The 23,345-nt window shown below is 72.7% G+C and carries 18 protein-coding genes and 1 tRNA gene; 10 read left to right on the forward strand and 9 right to left on the reverse strand.

What is annotated here, in order from left to right:
• The first annotated feature begins 255 nt into the window (after nt 1–255).
• On the forward strand, nt 256–1,365 hold the full coding sequence (locus tag E0D90_RS08215) for an outer membrane protein assembly factor BamB family protein (RefSeq protein ID WP_157996835.1): 1,110 nt from the start codon (nt 256–258) through the stop codon (nt 1,363–1,365).
• 112 nt (nt 1,366–1,477) lie between these two features.
• Here E0D90_RS08215 and E0D90_RS08220 read toward each other — a convergent pair.
• A tRNA-Arg gene (locus E0D90_RS08220) sits at nt 1,478–1,550 on the reverse strand.
• Nucleotides 1,551–1,674: 124 nt separating this feature from the next.
• On the opposite strand from E0D90_RS08220, the gene E0D90_RS08225 reads away from it, so the two are divergent.
• On the forward strand, nt 1,675–2,055 hold the full coding sequence (locus E0D90_RS08225; RefSeq protein WP_103528767.1) for a DUF488 domain-containing protein: 381 nt from the start codon (nt 1,675–1,677) through the stop codon (nt 2,053–2,055).
• A gap of 106 nt (nt 2,056–2,161) precedes the next feature.
• Here E0D90_RS08225 and E0D90_RS08230 read toward each other — a convergent pair whose 3' ends face one another.
• From E0D90_RS08230 to E0D90_RS26525, 5 genes are all read right to left on the reverse strand, one after another.
• The gene (locus E0D90_RS08230) at nt 2,162–5,236 is read right to left on the reverse strand and encodes a carbohydrate binding domain-containing protein (protein ID WP_130797189.1); all 3,075 of its coding nucleotides are present in this window, start codon (nt 5,234–5,236) and stop codon (nt 2,162–2,164) included.
• Nucleotides 5,237–5,487: 251 nt separating this feature from the next.
• Nucleotides 5,488–6,696: a M20 metallopeptidase family protein gene (locus tag E0D90_RS08235; RefSeq protein WP_130797190.1), complete on the reverse strand. Its 1,209-nt coding sequence runs from the start codon at nt 6,694–6,696 to the stop codon at nt 5,488–5,490.
• Between the two features lie 259 nt (nt 6,697–6,955).
• Nucleotides 6,956–7,783: a S1 family peptidase gene (locus E0D90_RS08240; protein ID WP_130797191.1), complete on the reverse strand. Its 828-nt coding sequence runs from the start codon at nt 7,781–7,783 to the stop codon at nt 6,956–6,958.
• Between the two features lie 161 nt (nt 7,784–7,944).
• The gene (locus E0D90_RS08245; RefSeq protein WP_103501884.1) at nt 7,945–9,318 is read right to left on the reverse strand and encodes an FtsW/RodA/SpoVE family cell cycle protein; all 1,374 of its coding nucleotides are present in this window, start codon (nt 9,316–9,318) and stop codon (nt 7,945–7,947) included.
• Between the two features lie 142 nt (nt 9,319–9,460).
• The gene (locus E0D90_RS26525; RefSeq protein ID WP_157996836.1) at nt 9,461–10,975 is read right to left on the reverse strand and encodes a metallopeptidase domain-containing protein; all 1,515 of its coding nucleotides are present in this window, start codon (nt 10,973–10,975) and stop codon (nt 9,461–9,463) included.
• 476 nt (nt 10,976–11,451) lie between these two features.
• Between E0D90_RS26525 and E0D90_RS08255 the strand changes: the two genes are divergently transcribed.
• The 6 genes from E0D90_RS08255 to E0D90_RS08280 all read left to right on the forward strand — a co-directional run bounded on the left by E0D90_RS08255 (nt 11,452) and on the right by E0D90_RS08280 (nt 19,936).
• The gene (locus E0D90_RS08255; RefSeq protein ID WP_103501870.1) at nt 11,452–12,465 is read left to right on the forward strand and encodes a sigma-70 family RNA polymerase sigma factor; all 1,014 of its coding nucleotides are present in this window, start codon (nt 11,452–11,454) and stop codon (nt 12,463–12,465) included.
• Nucleotides 12,466–12,800: 335 nt separating this feature from the next.
• On the forward strand, nt 12,801–13,460 hold the full coding sequence (locus E0D90_RS08260; RefSeq protein WP_103501871.1) for a TetR/AcrR family transcriptional regulator: 660 nt from the start codon (nt 12,801–12,803) through the stop codon (nt 13,458–13,460).
• Nucleotides 13,461–14,049: 589 nt separating this feature from the next.
• Nucleotides 14,050–15,681, forward strand: a complete 1,632-nt coding sequence (locus tag E0D90_RS08265; protein WP_130797192.1) for an MFS transporter — start codon at nt 14,050–14,052, stop codon at nt 15,679–15,681.
• Nucleotides 15,682–15,963: 282 nt separating this feature from the next.
• On the forward strand, nt 15,964–16,725 hold the full coding sequence (locus E0D90_RS08270; RefSeq protein ID WP_103501873.1) for a DeoR/GlpR family DNA-binding transcription regulator: 762 nt from the start codon (nt 15,964–15,966) through the stop codon (nt 16,723–16,725).
• Nucleotides 16,722–17,690: a 1-phosphofructokinase gene (gene pfkB / locus E0D90_RS08275; protein WP_130797193.1), complete on the forward strand. Its 969-nt coding sequence runs from the start codon at nt 16,722–16,724 to the stop codon at nt 17,688–17,690. The genes E0D90_RS08270 and pfkB overlap by 4 nt, the downstream gene beginning before the upstream one ends.
• Nucleotides 17,687–19,936, forward strand: a complete 2,250-nt coding sequence (locus tag E0D90_RS08280; protein ID WP_130797194.1) for a PTS fructose transporter subunit IIABC — start codon at nt 17,687–17,689, stop codon at nt 19,934–19,936. Before pfkB ends, E0D90_RS08280 begins: the two co-directional genes overlap by 4 nt.
• A gap of 154 nt (nt 19,937–20,090) precedes the next feature.
• Here E0D90_RS08280 and E0D90_RS08285 read toward each other — a convergent pair whose 3' ends face one another.
• Nucleotides 20,091–21,131, reverse strand: a complete 1,041-nt coding sequence (locus E0D90_RS08285; RefSeq protein ID WP_103501876.1) for a P1 family peptidase — start codon at nt 21,129–21,131, stop codon at nt 20,091–20,093.
• Between the two features lie 87 nt (nt 21,132–21,218).
• On the opposite strand from E0D90_RS08285, the gene E0D90_RS08290 reads away from it, so the two are divergent.
• Both E0D90_RS08290 and E0D90_RS08295 read left to right on the forward strand, forming a co-directional pair.
• Complete coding sequence (locus E0D90_RS08290; RefSeq protein WP_130797195.1) at nt 21,219–21,716, forward strand: AMP-binding protein; 498 nt, start codon at nt 21,219–21,221, stop codon at nt 21,714–21,716.
• Entirely contained in the window at nt 21,713–21,904 is a 192-nt protein-coding gene (locus E0D90_RS08295) for a hypothetical protein (protein ID WP_103501878.1), read from the forward strand. Before E0D90_RS08290 ends, E0D90_RS08295 begins: the two co-directional genes overlap by 4 nt.
• Nucleotides 21,905–21,999: 95 nt before the next feature.
• On the opposite strand, the gene mscL is transcribed toward E0D90_RS08295, so the two are convergent.
• Together mscL and E0D90_RS27700 are read right to left on the reverse strand one after the other, a co-directional pair.
• Complete coding sequence (gene mscL, locus E0D90_RS08300; protein ID WP_103501879.1) at nt 22,000–22,509, reverse strand: large conductance mechanosensitive channel protein MscL; 510 nt, start codon at nt 22,507–22,509, stop codon at nt 22,000–22,002.
• A gap of 66 nt (nt 22,510–22,575) precedes the next feature.
• On the reverse strand, nt 22,576–22,965 hold the full coding sequence (locus tag E0D90_RS27700; RefSeq protein WP_227870077.1) for a hypothetical protein: 390 nt from the start codon (nt 22,963–22,965) through the stop codon (nt 22,576–22,578).
• Between the last annotated feature and the right edge of the window lie 380 nt (nt 22,966–23,345).

Raw genomic sequence — 23,345 nt, forward strand, 5'->3', positions numbered from 1 at the left:
GGATCGGGGCGGGAGGGACGGGTGGGACGGAGACCGTGACGGGGCGGCGACGGTGGGACGCCGCCCGCGCACCGAGGGTAGGGCCGCCCACCGACATCACCCCACGCCGCACCGCTCCCGGCGCGTCCGGGGCAAAGCCGCGCGGACGGGCAGAACGCGGACGGGAGGCACAGCGGCACCCGCCTCCCCGCCTCCGCCCCGTCCGGCGTCCGTGATTGCATGACGCTCCGAAGACTCACGGGGGAGCACGACACCATGCGAGAGCGGAACGGGCGGCTCGGCCGCCGCACACTACTGGGCGTGCTCGGCGCGGCCGCCGTGGCAGCGGCCACCGGCTGCGGGCGCGGCGACAGCGGGACGGACGGCGGGTCCGACGGCTCCGGCGGCGCGGCCTCCGTGCCCCCGGGCGACCCCGGCGAGGTGCTGTGGCGGTACCGGACCGGCGCCGCCTCCCGAGGCGGCGCCGCCGTCGCCAACGGCCTTGTGCACTGCGGCTACGGGGAAACCACCTGCGCCCTCCGCCTCACCGACGGCGAACTGGAGTGGAAGACGGTCTCCGGCCCGTCCATGTCCCGGCCGGCGACAGACGGCGGCACCCTCTACGTGACCGGGTCGGGCACCGGCAACGGCGGCCTGACCGCCATGGACGCCGCCGACGGCGCGGAACGCTGGACGTACTCCATCCCCGACCACGCCGTCTTCGCCGCCCCGAGGGTCCACGACGGCACCGTCTACCTCGGCGGGCTCGACGCCCAGGTGCACGCCCTCAATGCGGCGAGCGGCGACCTGCGCTGGACGGCGCCCGCCGGCGGCCAGATCTTCGGCGGGGTGGCGGTCGCCGACGGGACGCTGTACGTGGGCGGGGGAGAGGTGCTGCACGCGCTCGACCTCACCGACGGCTCCGAACGATGGCGGTTCACCGCCGCGGGCCGGTTCACCGAACCGACGGTGGCCGGGGACCTGGTCCTGGCCGGCAGCACCGACGACACCCGCCTGTACGCCGTGGACGCCGCGACCGGCGACGAGCGCTGGTCGGTACGGATGCCCGGCGGACCGGCCTCGGTCACCGCCTCCGACGGCACCGTCCACGCGAGCTCGCGCGGCGGCACCCTGCTCGGCCTCGACCCAGCCACCGGTGAGGAACGCTGGAGGGCGGTCGCCGCCCGCGACAACAGCCCTGTGGCGGCCGCCGACGGCACCGTCTGGCACGCCGCCCCGGGCGACCGCGTCCAGGCGCTGGACGCCGCCACCGGCGAGGAACTCTGGCAGTACGACGCCGGGGCCACGGTCTTCCACCTCACCGTCACCGACGGCGCGCTGATCGTCGGCACCGCCGACTCCCCGGCCATCGCCCTCGCCCGCTGACCGGCGCCGGGGCGTGACACCGCGACACGGGCGGGAGGGCGGCAGCGCGGCTGCGGATCGCGGCGGGGCCGCGGAGGGCGGAGCCGGACATCCGGCACCTGCTGAGAAGGGGTGCCCCCGGCAGGATTCGAACCTGCGACACCGGCTTTAGGAGAGCCGTGCTCTATCCCCTGAGCTACGGAGGCCGGGCGGGCCGGGCGTGGTCCGGACCGCCGCCGGACAGTGTAGCCGGTAATGATCGGCTCTTCCCCTGCGCCGGTCGGGCGGCCCCGGATGCGGGCGGGGAGCGGCGGGCCTACCGTGCGAAGCATGGCGACGCGACAGGGCGCCCCCGGCGGGTTCGCCGTGCGGCGGGTGTACGAGGAACCGGGCGACGGTGACGGCCGGCGGGTGCTGGTGGACCGGCTGTGGCCGCGCGGGATCTCCAAGGAACGCGCACGGCTGGACGAGTGGCCGAAGGAACTGGCGCCCAGCGACGGGCTGCGCCGCTGGATGCACGAGGACAAGGACGGCCGGTACGGCGAGTTCGCCCGCCGCTACCGGGCCGAACTGCGCGCGGAGGAGCCCGCGGCCGCCCTGGACCGGCTGCGGGAGGACGCCGCCCGGTCGACGGTGACGCTGGTGACCGGGGTCAAGGACGTCGAGCACAGCCATCTGCCGGTGCTGCTGGAGGCGCTCCGGCGGACATGACCGGCGGAGGTGGCCGGCGGACATGACCAGCGGAGGTGGCCGGCCGCGCGCGGTGCTGCCGCACGCGGCCGGCTGACGCGCCGGTGGCCCAGCGCGGGGGTACCGCTCAGCGCAGGTACGGCCCGCTCTCGCCGACCCTGCCGGGGGCGTCGTTGTCGCCGCCGAGGTCCAGGACGTAGACGCGGGCGTTGCCCTTGCCCGGTGCCGTCACCGAAAGCGAGCCGTCCGTGACGTTCCGGGCATCACCGGAAACGGCGTCCACATAGCGGCCGTTGGGCACCGAGCGGAATGTCGCCGCGCCGCTGACCGTGACCAGCGCGAAGCTGTCGACGCCGGTCGCGGCGTCCGTGTAGCGCCGTTTGAATGCCATGCCGCCGCTGATGTCCTCGGTGGAGTACTGGCCCTTCTGGAGCGCCGGGACCGCCCGGCGGATCTGGTTGAGGCGCTGGAGATGGCGGACCAGCGGCTGCTCCAGGGTCTGCGCGACGGCCCCCGAGGCGCTGCCCACGACGCCGAAGTCAGCTGCGGAGACGCTGCCTTCGAGATGGTCGCCGTAGTAGGCGCGGCCGGTGGTCTCCAGCGGGCAGGTCGGCCCGCAGTCGATGCGGGCCCCCTTCCTGAACTCGATCTCCGATCCGTAGTAGAGGGTCGGGATGCCGCGGAAGGTCCACATCAGCGACATGTTCTCCGCCCACGCGTCTCTCCCGCCGGTGTAGCGCTCATGGCTCTTGTTCGGGCCGAAGTCGTGGCTGTCGACGTAGACCACGTTGTAGGTGGCGTCGTTGACCGAGTCGTCGGAGTCCTTGCCGTTGTGGAAGGCGTTGCCGGCGTCGCCGAAGTTCATGTGCATGCGCATGTCGATGATGTGCATCCCGGAGAACCGGCTGTGGTCGGGCGTGCGGTAGTCGTTGCCGTCGAGGAAGGCGTTGGCCGAGGTCGGCTGACCGGCGGGGCCCAGGCCGTTCTCGTGGTCGTACTCCTCCAGCGCCGCCGCGGCGTCGTCCGCGCTGTACTCCGCGCGCGGCTTCCAGGTGAAGAACTGCGCCGAGTGGTTGACCGAGCCGCGGTTCCACTTGTCGTTGACGAACGCGGCGACCTCGCCGAACACCAGGAAGTTCCGGACCTGTTCGGCTCCGGCGTTGAGGGCCACCCGCTCCTGGACCGCCGGCAGGAAGTGCCTCGTCCAGATCACCCGGGGGATGTGCACGGCCGTGTCCACCCGGAAGCCGTCGACCCCCATGTCGATGTACTTGTCGTAGGCGCCGATCAGGTAGTTCCGCACCGCGGCGCTCTCGGTGTTGAGGTCGGCGAGGTCGTCGTGGAGCCAGCAGCTGCGGGAGTCCTCACCCTCCCAGTTGCCGATCCAGCACTGGTGGTAGTACTCCTCCGGGAACATCCCGGAAGTCGGCGAGGGCCACTGGCAGTTGTAGATGCGGTAGCCCTCCGGGGAGGTGTGCTGGGTGGGCCGGCCCCAGTCGACGCAGGTGTTGCCGGTCGGCTCGGCGGTCGACCACAGGTCGCCGTTGTAGTACGACTTCCCCGACTTGGGTTCCACGGTGAGCCCGTCGTACTCGAAGTCGCTGTTGGGCTCGTCGTAGAACCAGCTCCAGTCCTCGTCACGGATGCCGTAGACCGTCGGTTCGTACAGGCCCTTGGCGCCCCACCGGGAGCTGTGGTTGTAGACCACGTCCTGGTAGATCTTCATGCCTTTGGCGTGCGCCGCGTCGATCAGGTCCTGGTAGCCGGCGCCGGCCGACTCCAGCCGGGGGTCGACCCGGTAGAAGTCGTAGCCGTGGTAGCCGTGGAAGTCGTAGTCCGAGCGGTTGAGCACCACCGGGGTGATCCAGACGGCGGAGAAACCGAGGGACTTGATGTAGTCCAGCTTCTCGATGAGCCCCTTGAAGTCGCCCCGGAACATGGGGTCGTCGTGGTCGGCGTTGCCGGACCGCTCGTGCTGGCTCCCGCCGCGGTTGTTGGAGGGGTCCCCGTCATAGAACCGGGCCGTCATCACGAAGTAGATCGGGTCCTCGCGCGGGTCGGTGCCCAGCATCCGCCCCTGCTCGGGCCCTGGCTCGGCCGCACCGGTGGTGACGGAGACGGGCGCGGAGTCGGCGGAGTGGTTGCCCGCCGCGTCCCGGGCCCGCACGGTGTAGCGGTACTCCGTCTCCGGATCCAGGCCGGTGTCCGACCAGACGGTCGACCCGGTGTGCAGCACCACGCTGCCCTGGCCGCCGCCGGTGCGCGTCAGCTGGTAGCCGGTGACGGCGCGGTCGTCGGTGGACGGCTCCCAGCTCACCACGACGCCGGTTCCGTGCGCCGAGGCGGTCAACCCGGCCGGGACGGTGGGAGGTTCGGTGTCCGGCTGCCGGCCGGCGCAGGGGTCCGCGGCGTCGGCGGTGACGGTGCGGTCGGCGACCGTGCTGAGACCGGCGGTGATCCGGTAGTCGCGGCCGTTGTTGTTGTCCCAGATGCCGGTGCCGTTGTTGAAGGCGGCGGTCAGACCCGCCGCGTCCCCCAGATCAACGGTCCGGGTCACCCAGCCTTCACAGGCCGGGGCCATGCCGACGCCCGGTGGGGTGGTCCAGGCGGCGCCGTCGGGGGCGTAGTGGAGGTTCACGGTCCGCCAGCCGAGGGTGGCGGTGGAGAAGTACACGACGGCCGTGCCGCCGTCCGGGTCATCGGGATCGGTGGGGTCATCGGGGTCGCCCGGGTCGCCGGGGGAGTTGTGGTCTCCGCACGGGTCGGTGTGGGTGACGCCTCCCTCCCGCACGGCGACCGTCCCGACGCCCAGCTCGTAGTCCCGGCCGCCGTTGTTGTCCCAGCGGTCCTCGCCGTCGGTGAACGCGGCCTTGAGCCCCTCGGCCGCGCCGAGTTCCACGGTGAGCCGCACCCAGTCCGCGCAGGCGTCGGCCATGGCCACGCCCGGCACCTCGGTCCAGTCGCCGCCGTCCGGCGCGTAGTGCAACCGGTGGGAGCGCCAGTCGGTGGCCCCGGTGTAGTAGAAGACGGTGGTCCGGTTGTCGGTGGCGGCATCCGGGGCGGTCACGGCCACGGGGGAGGTGGCCCGGGCCGGGGCGCCGGTGGCGGGGGCGCCGCCGGCGGCGAGCAGGCCGACGAGCAGGCCGAGGGTGGGTGCGCCCGCGAGCAGGGCGCGTCGTCGTCGGGTGAGCCAGGGTTTCATGCTGCGGCATCTCCTCGTTCGGGACCGTCGTCCACGGCCCGGTGGGATGGCAGCCGTCCGTTGCGCGCCTCAACTCCGGCAGTGCGCAAGAAGTTGCGAAACTTCTTGCGGCGAGGGGAGGTTACTGCGCCGTGCCGACCCTGGGAAGGGACCTCGTACCGCATCTGTCCGCGTTGGAAGAACCTGCAAGAAACACAGCACGGGCCGGCGGAGGAGCGCATCGCGTCCTCCCCCGGCCCGCCGGGACCGACTCAGGCCGCTGCCGCTGCCGTTGCCGCGCTCAGCTTCCGGGTCGCCAGCTCCGCGTAGACGGCCGCCCCGTCGGCCAGTACCGAGTCGTCGAACACCGCGAGCGGGGAATGGTTGTTGGGAGCCGTCTCCGGATCGAGCCCGGCCCCCGTCGCGCCCAGGAACACCATGGCGCCCGGCACTTCGGCGATCACCCGCGAGAAGTCCTCCGCACCGAGGATCGGGTTCTCCATCGGAGCGAAGCGCTCCTCGCCGAGGGCCTCCCGCACGGTGTCGCCGACGAACTCCGCCTCCGCACCGGAGTTGACCGTCACCGGGTACTGCTCGCCGAAGTCCGCGTCCACCTCCAGCCCGTGCGCCGCGGCCACGCCCCGGCAGACCGCGACCGTGCCGTCCTTGAGCCTCCCCAACGCCTCCGCGGAGAAGCTCCGCACCGTCGCCACGAAACTCGCCTCGTCCGGAATGATGTTGGAGGCGGTACCGGCGTGGAAGGACCCGACCGTCAGCACCACCGGGTCGAAGACGTCGAAGCTGCGGCTGATCCAGGTCTGGAGCGCGGTCACCATCTCGCACGCCGCCGGGATCGGGTCCTTGGCGCGGTGGGGGGCCGAACCGTGACCGCCCGCTCCCCGCACCGTCACCCGCAGCACGCTGGAGGCCGCCATCATCGGACCGCCGCGCGTGGTGAAGGTGCCCGACTCGATGTTGGACGACATCACGTGCAACGCGTAGGCGGCGACCGGTCGTTCACCGGTCACCTCCAGCACGCCCTCGTCGAGCATCCGGCCGGCCCCGTCGAAGCCCTCCTCGCCCGGCTGGAACATGAAGACCACGTTCCCGGCGAGCCGGTCACGGTGGGCGGACAGCAGCCGGGCGGCGCCGGCCAGCATCGTGGTGTGCAGGTCGTGACCGCAGGCGTGCATCCGGTCGGTGGTCGCCGCGTACTCCAGCCCCGTCCGCTCGGTCACCGGAAGGGCGTCCATGTCACCGCGCAGCAGCACCGTCGGCCCCGGCCGCGCGCCCCGGAGCACCCCGGTCACCGAGCTGAGCACGTCGCCGGTGGACACCTCCAGCGGCAGCCCGTCGATCGCACCCAGCACCGCCTCCTGCGTGCGCGGGAGTTCGAGACCGACCTCGGGGATGCGGTGCAGCGAGCGTCGCAGCTCGACCAGGTCGTCGGCCAGGGACTGCGCGTCGTCACGCAGGTTCATGGTGGCTCCTTCCGATAGGTCCCGGCGGGGCGGCCGCGTGGGTGGACGGACGCCCCGGGAGCCGTGATGGTAGCGCCGCACTCGGCCGCCCGGCCATGGCCGGACCGGCGGACGTACCCGGGCGCCCGCGCCGACCGGGACGTCTCCGCCGCTGGTCAGGACGCCGCGATCCTGCTCAACAGGCGGTGTTCGGCGGCCGGTTGCGGTGGTGCCGAAAGGTCCCGCGCCGCCCCGGGACGGGGGCGCGGGACCGGGCCGGTCAGGGAGTGAGGCTCAGACCGGTGGCGGAGAGGACCGGCCCGACGGGGAGATACCACGTGGTCCCGCCGGACGCGCAGGTGCCGGTGCCGGCGATGACGAGTCCCGCCAGCGTCCCCGAGGTGGTGAGGACCGCACGTCCCAGGTTCGACGGGTCGAAGCAGAGGCTGGTGCGGCTCAGCCCGGTCACCGTCCCCTCCGGGAAGCTCACCGACTGGTTGACGGCGGTCAGCGTGGCGCAGTGGGTGCCCGTGGTCGGACCGGACAGGCAGACGCCGGAGCCGACCGGCGGCGAGGTCAGCCGGGGCACCGGGATGGTGCCGGTCGGCAGACGCAGCTGTGCCGGGTAGGTCCCCTCGCCGTTGTAGCTGAGGAGCTGGTAACCGGGCGCCACCGATCCCCAGCCCGTCGTGGTCCCGACCGGGATCGTCAGCCCCGGGTCGGCGAACCACTGGGTCGCGACTCCCTGGCCGCACGCCCGGTGCACCAGGCCGACGGCGTTGCCCCCGCCGTAGAGGTTGAGTCCCACGACGCAAGGACCCTGCGTGGAGTACACCTGATCGCCGCCGACGATGGTGTGGGTGGACGCCGGGCTCACCGGCCCGTCCGGCGTCACCGGTCCGTCGGGCGTCACCACGGCGGACGGGGCGGTGGTGACGACCGGAGCCGCGGCTGCCCCGGGCGCGGCCGAGAGCATCAGCGCGCCGAGCGCTGTGCCGACGAGAGCGGCGAACGTCCCTCGCAGCGCGCCGCGTCGGGCCGGGGCGCGGCGGCCGGGCCGGGTGCCGGTGGCGCGGGAGAGGGGCAGTGCCGAGCGGATGGGTCTCATCACGTCTCCGTCAGGGTGGGGGAACGGGAGACCGCGGCGAGAAGTGGGCCGCGGTGTGCGGCCATTGTGCGAACGCCCGCCCATGATCGGAAGACTGCACACCCGGCCGGGGTCCGCGCGCTGGCGCCAACCGCCCCGTGCGCCCCACCGGTTGACACCGGCTACCGGCCGGGCGCCGCCTCGGCCTCACGGATCGCCGGAGTCAGGATCGTCGCGTTGCCCTCCGGCAGCGTCCTGGCCCGCCCAGCGCTGTCACTCACCTTGATCAGCAACGCCACCAGCAACCAGTTCGCCACCGTGGACGAACCACCCTGCGCGAGGAACGGCAGCGCCTTGCCCGTCAGCGGGATCAGCCCCGTGACGCCGCCGGCCACCACGAAGACCTGCAGCGCCAGCACCGCCGACAGCCCGACCGCCAGCAGCTTCCCGAACGGGTCGGTCGCCGCCATCCCCGCCGCCAGACCACGCCAGATCAGCAGCACATAGAGGAAGAGCACCATCGTCACACCGACAAGACCCAGCTCCTCGCCGACCGTCGCCAGGATGAAGTCGCTGCGCCCGGCGAAACCGACCAGGTCGCTGTGGCCCTGACCGAGCCCCGTACCCGTGAGGTCGCCCGCGCCGAACGCGAACAACGCCTGCGCCGACTGGTCGGAGATGATGCCCGGCGGACGCTGGTCCTCCGGGAGGTAGATGGCCATCGGATCCAGCCAGGCCGCCACCCGCGCCTTGACGTGGTACTGGGTGGTGGCCACGACCGCGGCGCCCCCCACGGCCATCAGCCCGCCCAGGACGACCCAGCTGGTGCGCTCCGTCGCCACGTAGAGCATCACGATGAAGGCACCGAAGAAGATCAGCGAGGTGCCGAGGTCCCGCTGGTAGAACAGCACGACCAGGCTGACCGCCCACACCAGCAGCACCGGACCGGCGTTGCGCCCGCGCGGCAGCGCCAGCCCGAGGAACCGCCGGCCCACCAGCGCCAGCGCGTCCCGGTTGGCCATCAGGTAGCTGGCGAAGAACACCACGATCATGACCTTGACGAACTCGCCCGGCTGCACCGACAGCGGACCCAGCGAGATCCACCGCTTCGCGCCGAACTGGTCGGCGCCGAAGAAGGCCGGGGCGATCAGCAGCAGCATCGCCACCGCCATGCCCAGGTAGGTGTACCGCTGGAGCACCCGGTGGTGCTTGAGGACGATGACCACGCCGATCATCAGCGCGATCCCTATGACCGTCCACACCGCCTGCATGGGTGCGACCGGCAGTGCCTGGTAGTTGCCGGGATACCGCACGGCGTAGGACTGGTCGAGCCGGTCCATCAGCACCAGACCCAGCCCGCACAGCAGCACCGTCACCGGAAGGATCAACGGGTCCGCGTGACGGGCGAAGCGGCGGACCGCGAAATGCGCCGCGATCGCCGAGGCGCCCAGGCCCGCGGAGTAGACCGCCAGGCCGGACGGCAGCTCGTCGTGCACGGCCAGCCCCGCGGCGGCGTGCCCGAAGATGACGATCAGTACCGCGAAGACCACGAGCATCAGCTCGGTGTTCCTGCGGTGCGCGATCCAGCGCCGGGCATCCGTCTTCGCGTTCCTCACACCTGTCCCTCGCCCCCCGTCCGCGGCCGGCGCCCGGCCCCGGGGCACCACGCGCAATCTAACAAGCCCGGCCGGGCGGCGGTCACCAACGGGTGACGCGGACCTGGTGGCGGCCCTCTTCGTCCGAGCTGATCACCTCCACCTCCACCCCCGCGTCGTCGTCACGGAACGTCTCGCCGGGAACGTGGGGCGCGTCGGTCAGACCGGGCGTCACCTCGGGGTCCGGCAGCGCCAGACAGCCCGCGCTGTCCGGGGTGGCGTCCAGTACCCGCACCGGGCCCTCGCCGCTGGGCCGCGCGGTGTCCACCAGGGCCATCAGCACGCCGGGCCGGCACACCGCCTGGTCCAGCTCCGTGCGGGTGCGGACCTCCAGCGTCAGCACCTCGGAGGAGCTCAGCGGGACCGCCACCAGCCGGGTGCCTTCGGTGCCGGTGCCGGTGCCGGTGCCGGTGCTGGTGCCGGTGCTGGTGCCGGCGTGGGGTGCGCCGAGCGGGGTGAGCAGGTGCTCGGTGGTGCCGGGGCCGTCCACGCAGTCCACCTGGCTGTCGGCCAGCCACTCCATCTTCCACTTGTGCCACGCGAGGATGTCGTTGCTGGGCCCCCAGTCCTGCTCCATCACGTCCCAGTGGCCGGTCAGCTCCGGGGCGAGGCCCGCGCCGGTCCAGTAGAGGTCGGGCAGGCCGAAGCCGTGGCCGTTCTCGTGGACGAGCACGCGGTGCGGGGTGTCGCCCGGCTGGCTGCTCCATATGAAGCTGATGTTGTGCAGCGGCCCGGAGGGCGTGGGTATCAGCGGGCGTCCTGGGAAGGAGACGGAGAGCACCTTCTCAACGGCGGAGGGCCCCGCGTTGGGCGCCGCCAGTATGTTCACGAGGTCGTGGCCGGAGAAGTCCACGTCGGCCGGGGTCAGCTCCGGCGGGGCGGCCGGCGCGGATGAACCGGTGACGTCCCGGGTGGGCGTCCCGTTCCGTTCGGGTGCGGGGTCCGTCCCGGTGCCGGCGGACGGTGTGTCGTCCGCCTCCGTCGCCCGGTGCGTGGCCGTCTCATCGTCCGCGGTGCTCTCATCGTTCGCGGTGCTCTCATCGTCCGCGGTGCTCTCCGCGGCGGCGTCGGCCAGCGCGTCGACGATGTCGCGCATCAGCCGGTTGTAGCCCTGCTCGTCGGCGGGATGCCAGCCCACGCCGCGGTCTATCCCGTACTCCTCGAACGGCTGCGGCATCCGCAGCCAGCCGTGGACCGGCGCTGGACGGTAGTCGAGCCGGCCGTAGGAGCTGTCGGCGAAGTAGTCGGTCGTCGCAGGGAAGAACTCGGCGAACCTCTCCGCTGTACTGATCTCGGCCTCGGCGCCGGGGAAGTCGATGAACAGCGTCAGCGCCGAGATCTCGCCGCTGGTGGGTGCGTACCCCTCCGGCGTGGGTATGCCGGAGTGGAGGCCGGGAACGCCCCCGGGCACCGCGCACGCCTCGGCGGGAGTCTGCGCGCCGAGCGCCACCGTGGGAGCCGACGGCAGCGCGGCGGCCATGCCGGGGGACTGGCTGAGCGCCAGGGCCAGGGAACCGCCGACCGCGAAGGCGGCACGGCGGCCGGGTATCTGCGGCATGGGCATCGCTCCCTGCTGGTCGCCTCCCGGTGCTGCCGGGCGTCCCACCACAGTCGTCCGGCCGAGGCGGGGCCGCATGCCCGGTGGCGCATCCGGGTGGCGCCGTCGGCGCGCGACGTGGTGCGCCGTCGTGGCCCGGCGGCTGACGCGCGCCCGTACTGGCGGGTCTGCGCCGTCCGGGTGCCACCGTCCGGCACGCGGGGTGACCGGCGCGGGAGCGGCCGGTCCGCCCACCGGCAACCATTTCGGCGCCCCGCTCGTCTCAACAGGCGGAGGGGGAGCGCGCCGCCGGCCCCGGGAGGCGGCGTGTAGCCGCGCTGTGGCCGGGCAGGGTACTGCATCAACGGAAAAAGATGAGCGACTTGGGAATTCTGTCGGGAAACCCGTCGTTGATTCGTTACGGATGTGGGGCGCGAGGGAGCGTTGCCGAAGGCCACCACGACCGTGTTCGTCCGATCACTCGCAAGGGAGCAGGTATGGCAATCCGTGCCGTCGCCCGCCAAGAGGGCGCGAAGAGCGCTACTGCAGCGAAGGGCAGTGCGCGGTCCAAGGCGGAAGGTGACGCTACCGAGCGTGACCTGGTGGGCATGTATCTCGACGAGATCGCCCGCACACCACTGCTGGATGCCGCGAAGGAGGTTGAGCTCTCGCTCGACATCGAAGCCGGCCTCTACGCGGGACGTGTACTGGACGGCGACGAGGTGCCGGAGAAGGGGAGCGCCGCCGCCGGCGCGAGCCGTGCGGAGCTGGAGGCGGTCGCCGCCGCGGGCGAGCGCGCCAAGGACGTGTTCATCCGCTCCAACCTGCGTCTCGTGGTCGCCGTGGCCCGCCGTTACCCGCGCAGCGGCCTCCCGCTGCTGGACCTCATCCAGGAGGGCAACGCCGGTCTGGTCCGCGCGGTCGAGAAGTTCGACTACAGCAAGGGCTTCAAGTTCTCGACCTACGCGACCTGGTGGATCCGGCAGGCGATCACCCGGTCCATAGCCGACCAGGCCCGCACCATCCGGCTTCCCGTCCACCTGGTGGAGGAGCTGGGCCGTATCCGGCGCGTGCAGCGCGAGTTCAACCGCGAGCACGGCCGCGAGCCGGAGCCGGGCGAGGTGGCGGCCGAGCTGGACGCCACTCCCGCGCGGGTCCAGGACGTGCTCGACTGGGCGCGCGATCCCGTCAGCCTGAACATGTCGGTCGACGACGAGGGCGAGACGCAGTTCGGTGACCTGCTGGAGGACACCTCGGCGTCGACACCCGAGCAGTCCGTCATGGTGATGATGCGCCGTGAGGGGCTGGACGACCTGATCGGCCAGCTCGACGGACGCACGGCCTCGATCATCCGCGCCCGCTACGGCATGGAGGACGGCCGCGAACGCACCCTCACCGAGGTCGGCAAGCAGCACGGCCTCACCCGGGAGCGCATCCGGCAGATCGAGAAGAACGCCCTGCTGGAGCTCAAGCGGATGGCCGGCGACTCCGGCTTCGACGCGGCGGCCTGACGGCGGCACGGCACGGCACGTTCGCGTCCGCGCGGGAGCGCGTGGTCGGAAGACGGCACGACGCGGTGGCTGCGACTCACAACAGCACACAGGGGTGGAGACAGGCGCGGCGGCGCCCGTACCGGATCACCGGTCGGGCGCCGCCGCGCGTCGTGCTCCGGGGCGGAGTCGGGGCGGGGGCGGTGTGACGCGGGAGCGTGTGTGGCGGCGGTCACACAGCTGGCCGAAATAAACGGGGAGGGTATCCCCGTTTTGTTTATCTGACTGGGTAAGTGGGGAGCTCATCCCCGCTTCCGGGTCGAGGAGGACAGCCCGCTTTCCACCGAGGAGGAGCCATGAGCGCAGCTCACGCCACCCGCGCACCAGCGGGGAGCGGGTTGCGTGCCGACGCGGCACGCAACCGGGACCGCATCGTGGCCGCCGCCCGCGAGACCTTCGCGGCGGAGGGGCCCAAAGCGCCTCTCGACGAGATCGCGCGAGCGGCCTGCGTCGGCAACGCGACGCTGTACCGGCACTTCCCCACCCGGCGGGAACTCGTCGCCGCGGTGATGACGGACGTCTCCGACCGCACCGCCAGTCGTGCGGAAGCCGCGCTCGACGGTGACGCGGACGCCTTCGAGGCGCTGCGCGGCCTCTTCCTGGCCGGCGTGAACGAGAAGGTCGGCGTCATGTGCACCATGCTCGGTGCCTCGGACGACGACCCCGAACTGCGCGCCGCCGGTGACCGGCTCAAGGGCGTCGTGGAACGCCTGGTCGAGCGGGCGCAGGCGACCGGCGGTCTCCGCGACGACGTCACCGCCGGCGACCTGCTGCTCGCGATCGGCCGGCTGACCCGGCCGCTCCCCGACGCGGCGGGCTGCTTCCTCGACAACGACTACGCCCGGCGTCAGCTGTTGATCTTCCTCGACGGTCTGCGCGCACCGGCCAGGTCCACGCTTCCCGGCGACGGGCCGACCGTCGCGCAACTCAGACGCGGCGTACCCGTCAGGCACTAGCCGACCGTCCTCGCGGTCCGCATCCGGAACGCGAGGCAAGGGCGGCACCCGCCGACGGCGGGAGGCCACGCCCGCACCCCGCCCGCCCAACGCTCCGGCGGGGTTCTCCACCGCGCCACCAGCAGTACCCCCTCGACGGGGGTCACGTGCCACCGGCACATCCCCGTCACCCGGGGCCGACCGCGACCGATCCGCCGCCCGCCGACGACCGATCCCGTACCCGATCCGCCGCCCGCAGACGACCGATTCGCCCCACCGGGCCGACGCCTTCAACGTCATCCCGGCCGTCCGTTCCCGTCCCCGTTCCCCCGGGGCTCCCGTCACCGTCACCCGGTGCGAGGTGCCCTGCCCGCGCCGCCGGCCCGGCCCACCCGGTCCCGGCGACCGACCGCGGCCGCAGCCGCCGCACCCGCAACGTCGCCGTACCGCACGTTCGCCATACCCGCATACCCGAACTACCCGCACTACCCGAACTACCCGCACTACCCGCGCTACCCGCACGACGGTATGTCCCGCACGACGGCACGACCCGCTCGCCGCACCCGCACCGCTCCCCGACGACGCCTCACGCTTTCAAGGTGGCCCCCATATGTCCCCAGCGCTCGACAGCGCCGCACCCACTGCCTCGGAACGCCTCGACCCGCGACGCTGGCGCATTCTGGTCTTCATCGCCATGGCGCAGCTGATGGTCGTACTCGACTCCACGATCGTGAACATCGCCCTGCCCTCCGCCCAGGCGGACCTCGGCATCGCCGACGGCGACCGGGAGTGGGTGATAACCGCCTACGCCCTCGCGTTCGGCGGACTGCTGCTCCTCGGCGGCCGCATCGCCGACCTGTGGGGGCGCAAACGGGCCTTCGTGGCCGGCCTGACCGGGTTCGCGCTCGCCTCCGCGCTGGGCGGCGCCGCCGTCAGCGCCCCGATGATGTTCGGTGCCCGGGCGCTCCAGGGAGTCTTCGCCGCTCTCCTCGCCCCCGCCGCCCTGTCCCTGCTGTCGCTCCTCTTCAGTGACGTCCGCGAGCGCGCCCGGGCCTTCGGCGTCTACGGGGCCATCGCCGGCGCGGGCAGCGTGCTCGGGCTGGTCCTCGGCGGAGCGCTGACCCAGTACCTCGACTGGCGCTGGACCTTCTACGTCAACGTCCCCATCGCCGTCGTCGCGGCCGTCGGCGCGCTGGTGCTCATCCGCGAACCGGCCGGAGCGCGCAACCGCGGCACCCTGGACCTGCCCGGAGTGCTGCTGTCCTCCCTCGGCCTCTTCGCGCTGGTCTACGGATTCGCGCGGGCCGAGTCGCACGGGTGGGGCGAGGGGTTGACGCTCGCGACCTTCGCCGCGGCCGTGCTGCTGCTCGTCTCGTTCGTGCTGCTCCAGGCCAGGGTGCCCAACCCCATGCTTCCGCTGCGGGTGGTGCTGGACCGCAACCGCGGCGGCGCCTACCTCGTCGTGGGTCTCGCCGTCATCTCGCTGTTCGGGCTCTTCCTCTTCCTCACCTTCTACCTCCAGTCGGTCAAGGGATACGAGCCGGTCGTCGCCGGAGCCGCGTTCCTGCCGATGAGCGTCGGCATGATCATCGGTTCCACGCAGGTCGCGACCTGGATGCTGGCCCGGGTCTCACCGCGCATGGTGATGGTGCCCGGTCTGCTCACGGCCTCCCTCGGCATGCTGATGCTCACCCAGCTGGAGGTGGACAGCTCGTACATGGGGCTGCTGCTGCCCGCTCAGCTGGCGCTCGGTCTGGGCATGGGCACCACCTTCATGGTGGCGATGAACATGGCCACCGCGCGGGTGCCCCGCACCGATGTGGGCGTCGCCTCGGCCATGGTCAACACCTCGCAGCAGGTCGGCGGTGCCATCGGCGTCGCACTGCTCAACACCATCGCCGCCGGCGCGACCACCCGGCACCTGCTGACCGAGGAGGCCGCCGGCACCTCGGCGGCCGACGAGCTGCTGCACCGGCAGCAGGCCATGGTCCACGGCTTCACCTCGGCGATCTGGTGGGGCTTCGGGGCCCTGCTGCTCGCCGCCGTCATCGCGTTCCTGCTGATCAGCAGCAAGACCCCGCGCCACCCGCACATCATCGCCCTGGGGGGTGGAGTGACCGGCGGCGGCGCCGGGACACCCGGTGGCGTCACCGGCCACGACCCGGTGGCCGGCGGGTCGGCCGGGAGTGACGGAGCGGCCGGTGAGGAGGACGGCGCGTCGGCGCCCGTGCTGGCACGCTGAGGTGCCGGGGCACTGAGGTGCCGGGGCACTGAGGTGCTGAGGCACTGAGGTGTCAGGGCGCTGAAGTGCTGGGAACGCTGTGAACGTGTGAGTGCCGCCGCCGTCCCACCCTGCTGAACGGGTGGGACGGCGGTCGCGCGTCCCGGGGGCGGGAAGGGGGTGCCGCTGACCCCGCGAATGCCCGAATGTGACCGTATCGGTTGGCTTTCTGTTTACTTCACGCAGGTTCCTGCTTAACCTGGGGCGATCGTCACCGCCGGGCCAGGAACGGAACCGCCGCACATGTACGCAGCCGAGCGACAGCAGCAGATCCTGCGCCTCGCCCACGACCAGGGGCGCGTCGAGGTACCCGCGCTCGCCACCGAGTTCCGCGTCACCCCCGAGACCGTGCGGCGCGATCTGAAGACCCTCACCCGCGCCGGGCTGCTGCGCCGTGTCCACGGTGGGGCCATCCCCGCCGGCTCCCTCGACTTCGAACCGGATCTCAGCGAGCGCGAGGCCCTCGCCGTCCGGCAGAAGGAACGCATCGCCCGCGCCGCGCTCGGCCAACTGCCCGAGCACGGCAGCGTCATCCTCGACGCCGGCTCGACCACGGCGGCACTCGCCGCCGTGCTGCCGCTGGACACCCGGCTCACCGTCGTCACCCACGCCCTGCCGATCGCCGCCCGCCTCGCCGACCATCCCACCGCCGACCTGCACCTCGTCGGCGGCCGGGTCCGAAACCGCACCCGCGCCGCCGTCGACTCCTGGGCCCTGCGCACCTACGGCGAGGTGACGGCCGACGTCCTGTTCCTGGCCGCGAACGGCTTCGGGGCCGACTCCGGCCTGACCACACCCGACCTGGCCGAGGCCGCGGTCAAGCGCGCCCTGATCGGCGCCGCCCGCCGTGTGGTGCTGCTCGCGGACTCCACCAAGTGCGGGCAGCGCCACTTCGCCCGCTTCGGGGAACTCGGCCAGGTCCACCTGCTGATCACCGACAGCGACATCAGCGCCGGCGACGTCTCCAAGATCGAGGCGGCCGGCACGGAGGTGCGGCGCGCGTGATCCTCACCATCACCCCCAACCCCAGCCTGGACCGGACCTACGACGTCCCGCGCCTGGAGCGCGGCGCGGTCGTTCGCGCCGACACCGACCGCGTCGACCCCGGCGGCAAGGGCGTCAACCTCTCGCGGGCCGTCTGGTCGGCGGGTGTCCCCACCACCGCCGTCCTTCCCCTCGGCGGGCCGGAGGGCGCCCTGCTCTCCCGGCTGCTCGGCGAGCTGGGCATCGACGTCGCCGGCGTCGACATCGCCGGGTCGACCAGGGTCAACGTGACCGTCGTGGAAGCGGACACCACCCTCACCAAGATCAACGCGCCCGGGCCGCTGCTGAGCCCTGCCGAGACCGCCGCGTTGCTGCGCACCGTGCGCCGGCACGCCGGGGCGGCCGACTGGACCGCGTGCTGCGGCAGCCTGCCGCGCGGCCTGGAACCCGGCTGGTACGCGGAACTGGTCGCCGGCGCCCACGCGGCCGGCGCCCGCATCGCCCTCGACACCTCCGGGCCCGCCCTCACCGCCGCGCTGACCGAGCGGCCCGACGTCATCAAACCCAACGTGGACGAACTCGCCGAGGCGGTGAACCGCCCCGTCACCACCCTCGGCGAAGCCGTCGAAGCCGCCGAGGAACTGCGCGCGGCCGGCGCCCGGACCGTCCTGGCCAGCCTCGGGGCGGACGGACAGCTCCTGGTCGAGGACGGCGGGCACTACCACGCGCACGCACCGGTGCGGACGGTACGGAGCGACGTCGGCGCCGGCGACGCCTCCCTCGCCGGATTCCTCGCGGCGGGCGGCAGCGGCCCCGCGGCGCTTTCGGCCGCCGTCGCGCACGGAGCCGCCGCCGTCCAGCTGCCCGGCAGCTGCATGCCCACCCCCACCGATCTGCGGCCCCGGCAGGTCTCCGTCACCGCCGACCTGCCGCTGGACCGACCCCTCACCTCGCCCGCCGTCCCCGTCAACGGAGCCGCCCGATGAGCGACAGCAGAGCCGACCACGACCACGACGACCACGACGGTCCCGGTGACCGCGGTGGTCCCGGTGACCACGGTGGCCCCGACGGCCGGGAGCCGGTTGGTACGCCCCTGATCACCGCCGCGCTGGTCGACCTGGACCTCTCCGCCGAGACCAAGGAGGCGGCGGCCCGTTCCCTGGCCGAGCGCATGCTGGCGGCCGGCCGGGTCACGGACCTCGACGGATTCCTCGCGGATGTCGCGGCCCGTGAGGAGCAGATGCCCACGGGGCTGGAGGGCGGCATCGGCATCCCGCACTGCCGCAGCGCCCATGTCACCACGCCCACGCTCGGGTTCGGCCGCAGCGCCGACGGCATCGACTTCGGTGCGGACGACGGTCCGGCCGACCTCGTCTTCCTCATCGCGGCGCCCGCCGGGGCGGACGACGACCACCTGTCGATCCTGTCCTCGCTGGCCCGGGACCTGATGCGGCAGGAGTTCACCACCGCGCTGCGCGGCGAGAGCGACCCGGCCCGCGCGGCCGCGCTCATCCGGGGGGAGCAGCCGGAGGCGGCGACCGAGACCCCCGCGGCGACCGAGACCGCCGCGGCGACCGAGGCCCCCGCGTCCGGCGAAGTCACCGCCGCCGAAGGAGCCGAAGCCGCCGATGGCGCTGCGGGCCCTGGCGGCCCCGGTGGCCCCGGTGGCCCCGGCGGCGCCGAACCCGCTGACGGTGTGGTGGGCCGGGGGCCCGGTACGGACCCGGAGGAGGGACGCCGCCTTCGGCTGGTCGCCGTCACCTCCTGCCCGACTGGCATCGCCCACACCTACATGGCCGCCGAGTCGCTGCAGCGGGCCGCCGAGGCGGAGGGCCACGAGATCTCCGTGGAGACCCAGGGGTCGGCGGGTTTCCAGCGCCTCGACCCGTCGGTCATCGAGCGGGCCGACGCGGTGATCCTCGCCCACGACGTGGAGGTCCGGGAGAAGGGACGGTTCGGGGGCAAACCAACGGTCGATGTCGGCGTGAAGGCCGCGATCAACCGGCCCGCCGAGCTGATCGCCGAGGCACGTGGCAAGGCGGAACGCGGTGAGGTCAGCGCCCCGGCCACCAGTGGCGCCGGCGGCGGAGCACCGATGGACGCCGGTGCCGACCACGGGGAGCACCTCGGCATCAGGCTGCGCAAGTGGCTGATGAGCGGCGTCAGTTACATGGTCCCCTTCGTCGCGGCAGGCGGACTGCTCATCGCGCTCGCCTTCGCGATAGGCGGGTACGAGATCACCGAGGCGCCCTCGGTCATGGAGCAGTTCTCCTGGTCCGACACCGGTAGCTGGGCGGCGCTGATGTTCCAGATCGGCGGTGCCGCTTTCGACTTCCTCATCCCCGTCCTGGCGGGCTATATCGCCTTCGGTATGGCGGACCGGCCGGGGCTGGTGCCGGGCTTCGTCGGCGGTGCCATCGCCGTCACCATCGAGGCGGGCTTCCTCGGCGGACTGGTCGCCGGTCTGGTGGCGGGCGCCGTCGTCATGGCGATCCAGCGGGTGAAGGTCCCGGACGTGCTGCGCGGCATCATGCCGGTGGTGGTCATCCCCCTCCTGTCCACGGTCGTGGTCGGTGTTCTGATGTACGTCGTGATCGGCCAGCCGATCGCCGCCGCCCAGGACGGTATGACCAACTGGCTGTCCGGCCTCTCCGGCGCCAACGCGGTGCTGCTGGGTGTCGTGCTCGGGCTGATGATGTGCTTCGACCTCGGCGGCCCGGTCAACAAGGTCGCCTACGCCTTCGCCATCGGCGGTATCGCCGCCTCCAGCCCCAGCCAGGCCAGCCTGGAGATCATGGCGGCGGTGATGGCGGCGGGTATGGTCCCGCCGCTGGGCATGGCCCTCGCCACCGTTGTCCGTCGCCGGCTGTTCACCGCCACCGAGCAGGAGAACGGCAAGGCCGCCTGGGTGCTCGGCGCCTCCTTCATCACCGAGGGAGCCATCCCGTTCGCCGCGGCCGACCCGCTGCGCGTCATCCCCGCCTCGATGGCGGGCGGTGCCGTCACCGGTGCCCTGGCGATGGCGTTCGGCAGCACACTGCGGGCGCCGCACGGTGGTGTCTTCGTCGTACCGCTGATCGGCAGCCCGTTCCTCTACCTGCTCGCCATCGCGGCGGGCACGGTGGTGACCACCACGATGGTGGTCCTGCTCAAGGGTGCCCGCGTGGGCAGCAAGGAGCGGAAGGCCACAGCCCCGGACACCGCGTCCGTGTCTGCCCCGGTGTCCGCCTGAGGCCGCTGCCCCGCGAGCGGCTCACCCTCACCGCACCCGCCTGACGGTCTTACTGCCTGGCCGTCTTACCGCCTGGCCGCATGACCGCCTGCGGTGGCCCGGCGGCAGGCGGTACGCGCCGACCGACGCCCTTCCGGGGGCGCCGGTCGGCCCCTCAACCATCCGAGGCGGCCCGGTAGTCGTAGAGATCCCGGTAGCACGGGAAGACCCCGCCCGGGCTGTCGCAGCTCTCCGCGCTCAGCACGGCGCTCACGACCGCCCGGGTCAGCACCTCCGCCCCTGCCGCCAGCACCTCGTTGACCGCCAGCGCCGGCATCTCGCCCGTCGGTAGCTCCCGTTCTCCGGTCGCCAGCGAGAACACCGTGTCCCCGTCGGTCAGCAGATGCACCGGACGGACCGCGCGGGCCAAGCCGTCGTGTGCCGTCCCCGCCAGCTTCTGCGTCTGGCCGTGAGTGAGGACCGCGTCGGTCGCCACCACCGCCAGCGTCGTGTTCAAGGGCGGGCTCAGCGACTGGGGAGCCCGCCTGCCGGACTCGCGCTGCGCCTCCGCCAGCCGCCGAGCAGCCCCCGCACGCACCCGCGCGGGTGGCGACCACGAAGGATCGCCGTACAGGGACCCGGTCTCCGGATCGAACACCGACCCGGCGGCGTTGACGGCCGCCAGCGCGGCCACCGTCGCTCCCGACGACAGCCGGACGCTCGCCGTGCCGACGCCCCCCTTCAGGCCACCGGCCACGGCACCCGCGCCCGCTCCCCGGTTTCCCACCGGGACTTCGGCCGACGCGGCCTCGACCGCGGCACGGCCCAGTAGCTGGTCCGGCCGCGCCGACCAGTCCCCACCGCGCCCCAGGTCGAACAGCACCGCGGAGGGAACCACCGGAACCACCTGAGCGGGATCCGGCCCGACGCGGAAGCCCCGGTGCCGCTCCTCCAGCCACGCCATGACGCCGTCGGCCGCCGCCAGACCGAACGCACTGCCACCCGCCAGCACGACGGCGTCGGCGCGCCCCACCAGGTTGCGTGGATCCAGCGCGTCCGTCTCACGCGTACCCGGGCCGCCGCCACGCACGTCCACCGCGGCCATGACCCCGCCCGCCGGCGCGAGGACGACCGTCACACCCGTCAGCGCACCGTCACCGACCCGCTCCGCGTGCCCGACCAGAAGCCCCGAAACGTCGGTCAGTGCGTCTCTCATGACCCATGGCTACCACGTGCCGCACCCCCGCGCGCCCCGGCGGCGGACGTTTAGCGGACGTATATCGGCCTCGACCAGTCTGACCCCATGAACTTCCAGCAGCCGGAAGACCGGCACCTGGCGGCGGACGGACTGACGCACGCCGCGCTGGTGGAGCGGGCGCGCCGCGCCGCCGAGGGCCTGGCACTGCTCGGCGTCCGCTCCGGCAGCCGGCTGGCGGTGGCGTTGCCGACCTGTCCGGAGTCCTTCGTCGTCACGCTGGCCTGCCTCCGCCTCGACGCGGTGCGGATCAGTCTTCCGCTCGGCGACCACACCGGATGGGTCCGGCATCGGATCCGGAGCGCCGGGGCGCACGTGGTGGTCACCGCCGACAGCTGCCTGCGGGACGGGCAGGTCGTCCCCGTCAAGGCCGGGTTGGACCAGGCGCTGTCCGGGTGCCCGGACGTGCGGAACGTGGTGGTGGTCTCCCAGCAGCCGCGGCCCGTGCCGTGGACGCCCGGGCGCGATCTGTGGTGGGAGGAGCTGACGGGGGACGACGTAGCGGCTGCCGGGGGGCTGCGCGCCGGCCTTACGCTGGAGGCATGACCGCAGAGCCCGGGGGACGGCCCGAACCAGCCGCAAGCGCACGTCTGATCTTCGACGACCCGCTGGCCTCGCCGTCGCGTGACGACAGTGACGAGGGGTGGGGCGACCGTGTGCCGGCCGCGCCCGGTCACGGCGGCGCAGCCGACCTCGCCCGGTTTCTGGACGAGAAGCCCCCGCATCACGTTTAGCAGCGACCGGCCACCGGTGTCGGCCGGTGGCCGCTGGAGTCCGTCGGCCGCGGGCCGGGCGGGCGCCCGGTGGGGTGTCCGCCCGGCCTCGGCGGTCAGCTCTGGTCGGGCCCGGACCGCTGCGTGGTGACGACCTTGTCCATCTCGACCGGTCCGCTCGATCCGCCCGCACGCTGGGCGATCAGCTCGTCCCGGATCTCGGCGAGGATCTCCAGCTCGGTCTTCTCGGCCGGGGTGTCGTCCTGCGGCTTCCGCGCGTCCATACGCGCCTTCAGGCGGTTGATCGGCAGGATCATCAGGAAGTACACGACCCCGGCGGTGATCAGGAAGGTCAGCGTCGCGCTGAGGACCGTGCCCCACGCGATCTGCACACCCACCATCTCGCCGTTGACCGTCTGGCAGGGGCCCTTCAGGCAGGACGTGTAGTTGTCCAGGTTCTGAGTACCGAAGGCGCCGACCAGAGGGCCGATCACGCCGTCGACGACCGCGTTCACGATCTTGGTGAACGCGGCGCCGACCACGACGGCGACCGCCAGTTCCACCACATTGCCCCGCATCAGGAATTCCCTGAAGCCGGCGATGACGCCCTGCTTTTCCTCGCTCAACGCCTTTCCCTTTCCCTGTTGTCCGTGCGCGGCGGTCCACGCTTCTCCTGACGGGCAACGAGCTGTCTACCATCTCGTCACCGTCAACCGGGAATCGCTCATCGATCCGGCGAGGGCACCCGCGGTCCGTGGTGACACCTCGACCACGATGAGTGCGCCCTCCAGTCGGTCAACCCGACCAGTTTCTTCATCCACCGGAATTTCCGCCACCCTCGCCCGGTGTGCGATACGCCGCGCCTGCCGCGGGCCCGCTGCGGCGTCGGGCGCGATCGGGACGGCGAGAACGTCCACGCGGTCACCGGGCGCCAGGACCCCGGTCAGGGCAGCGTCGGCCAGGCGGATCGGGGCCCGGACGAGAACGTCCGCCTCGTCCTCGGGCGGGGGTTCGTCCCGGGAGGTGGGATCGCCGGGCTGCTCGGTCGCGGTGGGCAGGTCGGCGCCGGGGGACTCGTTCACCTCGGCCGTGTCGGGGGAGGAGGCGTGGGCCGCTGCGGTGGGTGTGACCGGCTGCGATGTTACGAGGGAGGACGTGGCCAGGAGCAAGCCGCAGATAACCAGCGCGGCGCCGGCGACGCGTTTGCCCCGCAGGCGCCTGCGGATCCGGTGGCCACGGGAACCCGTGCGGATCGGGGGAAAGGGCGGGACGGAGGAGTGCGCGGAAGCGGACGGTTCGAGGCGGTGCATGGCACCACGCTGACCGATTTTCGGGAATCCCGCTGGGGCCTGTGGACAACTCGAAGGCTGTGGATAACTTCGTTACCCGCACGGGTGATTCCGGGGCTGATGTGAGGAAACCGGGCCTGGGCGGGGGAGGATGGGTGTGTGCCGGGTAGGGC

This window comes from Streptomyces otsuchiensis (genome assembly GCF_004305975.1).
Lineage (GTDB): Bacteria > Actinomycetota > Actinomycetes > Streptomycetales > Streptomycetaceae > Streptomyces > Streptomyces otsuchiensis.

Bases quoted from the DNA above. Each gene is read 5' to 3' on its own strand.
- E0D90_RS08215 (WP_157996835.1), top strand. From the start codon at position 256: ATGCGAGAGCGGAACGGGCGGCTCGGCCGCCGCACACTACTGGGCGTG.
- E0D90_RS08225 (WP_103528767.1), top strand. From the start codon at position 1,675: ATGGCGACGCGACAGGGCGCCCCCGGCGGGTTCGCCGTGCGGCGGGTG.
- E0D90_RS08230 (WP_130797189.1), bottom strand. From the start codon at position 5,236: ATGAAACCCTGGCTCACCCGACGACGACGCGCCCTGCTCGCGGGCGCA.
- E0D90_RS08235 (WP_130797190.1), bottom strand. From the start codon at position 6,696: ATGAACCTGCGTGACGACGCGCAGTCCCTGGCCGACGACCTGGTCGAG.
- E0D90_RS08240 (WP_130797191.1), bottom strand. From the start codon at position 7,783: ATGAGACCCATCCGCTCGGCACTGCCCCTCTCCCGCGCCACCGGCACC.
- E0D90_RS08245 (WP_103501884.1), bottom strand. From the start codon at position 9,318: ATGCTCGTGGTCTTCGCGGTACTGATCGTCATCTTCGGGCACGCCGCC.
- E0D90_RS26525 (WP_157996836.1), bottom strand. From the start codon at position 10,975: ATGCCGCAGATACCCGGCCGCCGTGCCGCCTTCGCGGTCGGCGGTTCC.
- E0D90_RS08255 (WP_103501870.1), top strand. From the start codon at position 11,452: ATGGCAATCCGTGCCGTCGCCCGCCAAGAGGGCGCGAAGAGCGCTACT.
- E0D90_RS08260 (WP_103501871.1), top strand. From the start codon at position 12,801: ATGAGCGCAGCTCACGCCACCCGCGCACCAGCGGGGAGCGGGTTGCGT.
- E0D90_RS08265 (WP_130797192.1), top strand. From the start codon at position 14,050: ATGTCCCCAGCGCTCGACAGCGCCGCACCCACTGCCTCGGAACGCCTC.
- E0D90_RS08270 (WP_103501873.1), top strand. From the start codon at position 15,964: ATGTACGCAGCCGAGCGACAGCAGCAGATCCTGCGCCTCGCCCACGAC.
- E0D90_RS08280 (WP_130797194.1), top strand. From the start codon at position 17,687: ATGAGCGACAGCAGAGCCGACCACGACCACGACGACCACGACGGTCCC.
- E0D90_RS08285 (WP_103501876.1), bottom strand. From the start codon at position 21,131: ATGAGAGACGCACTGACCGACGTTTCGGGGCTTCTGGTCGGGCACGCG.
- E0D90_RS08290 (WP_130797195.1), top strand. From the start codon at position 21,219: ATGAACTTCCAGCAGCCGGAAGACCGGCACCTGGCGGCGGACGGACTG.
- E0D90_RS08295 (WP_103501878.1), top strand. From the start codon at position 21,713: ATGACCGCAGAGCCCGGGGGACGGCCCGAACCAGCCGCAAGCGCACGT.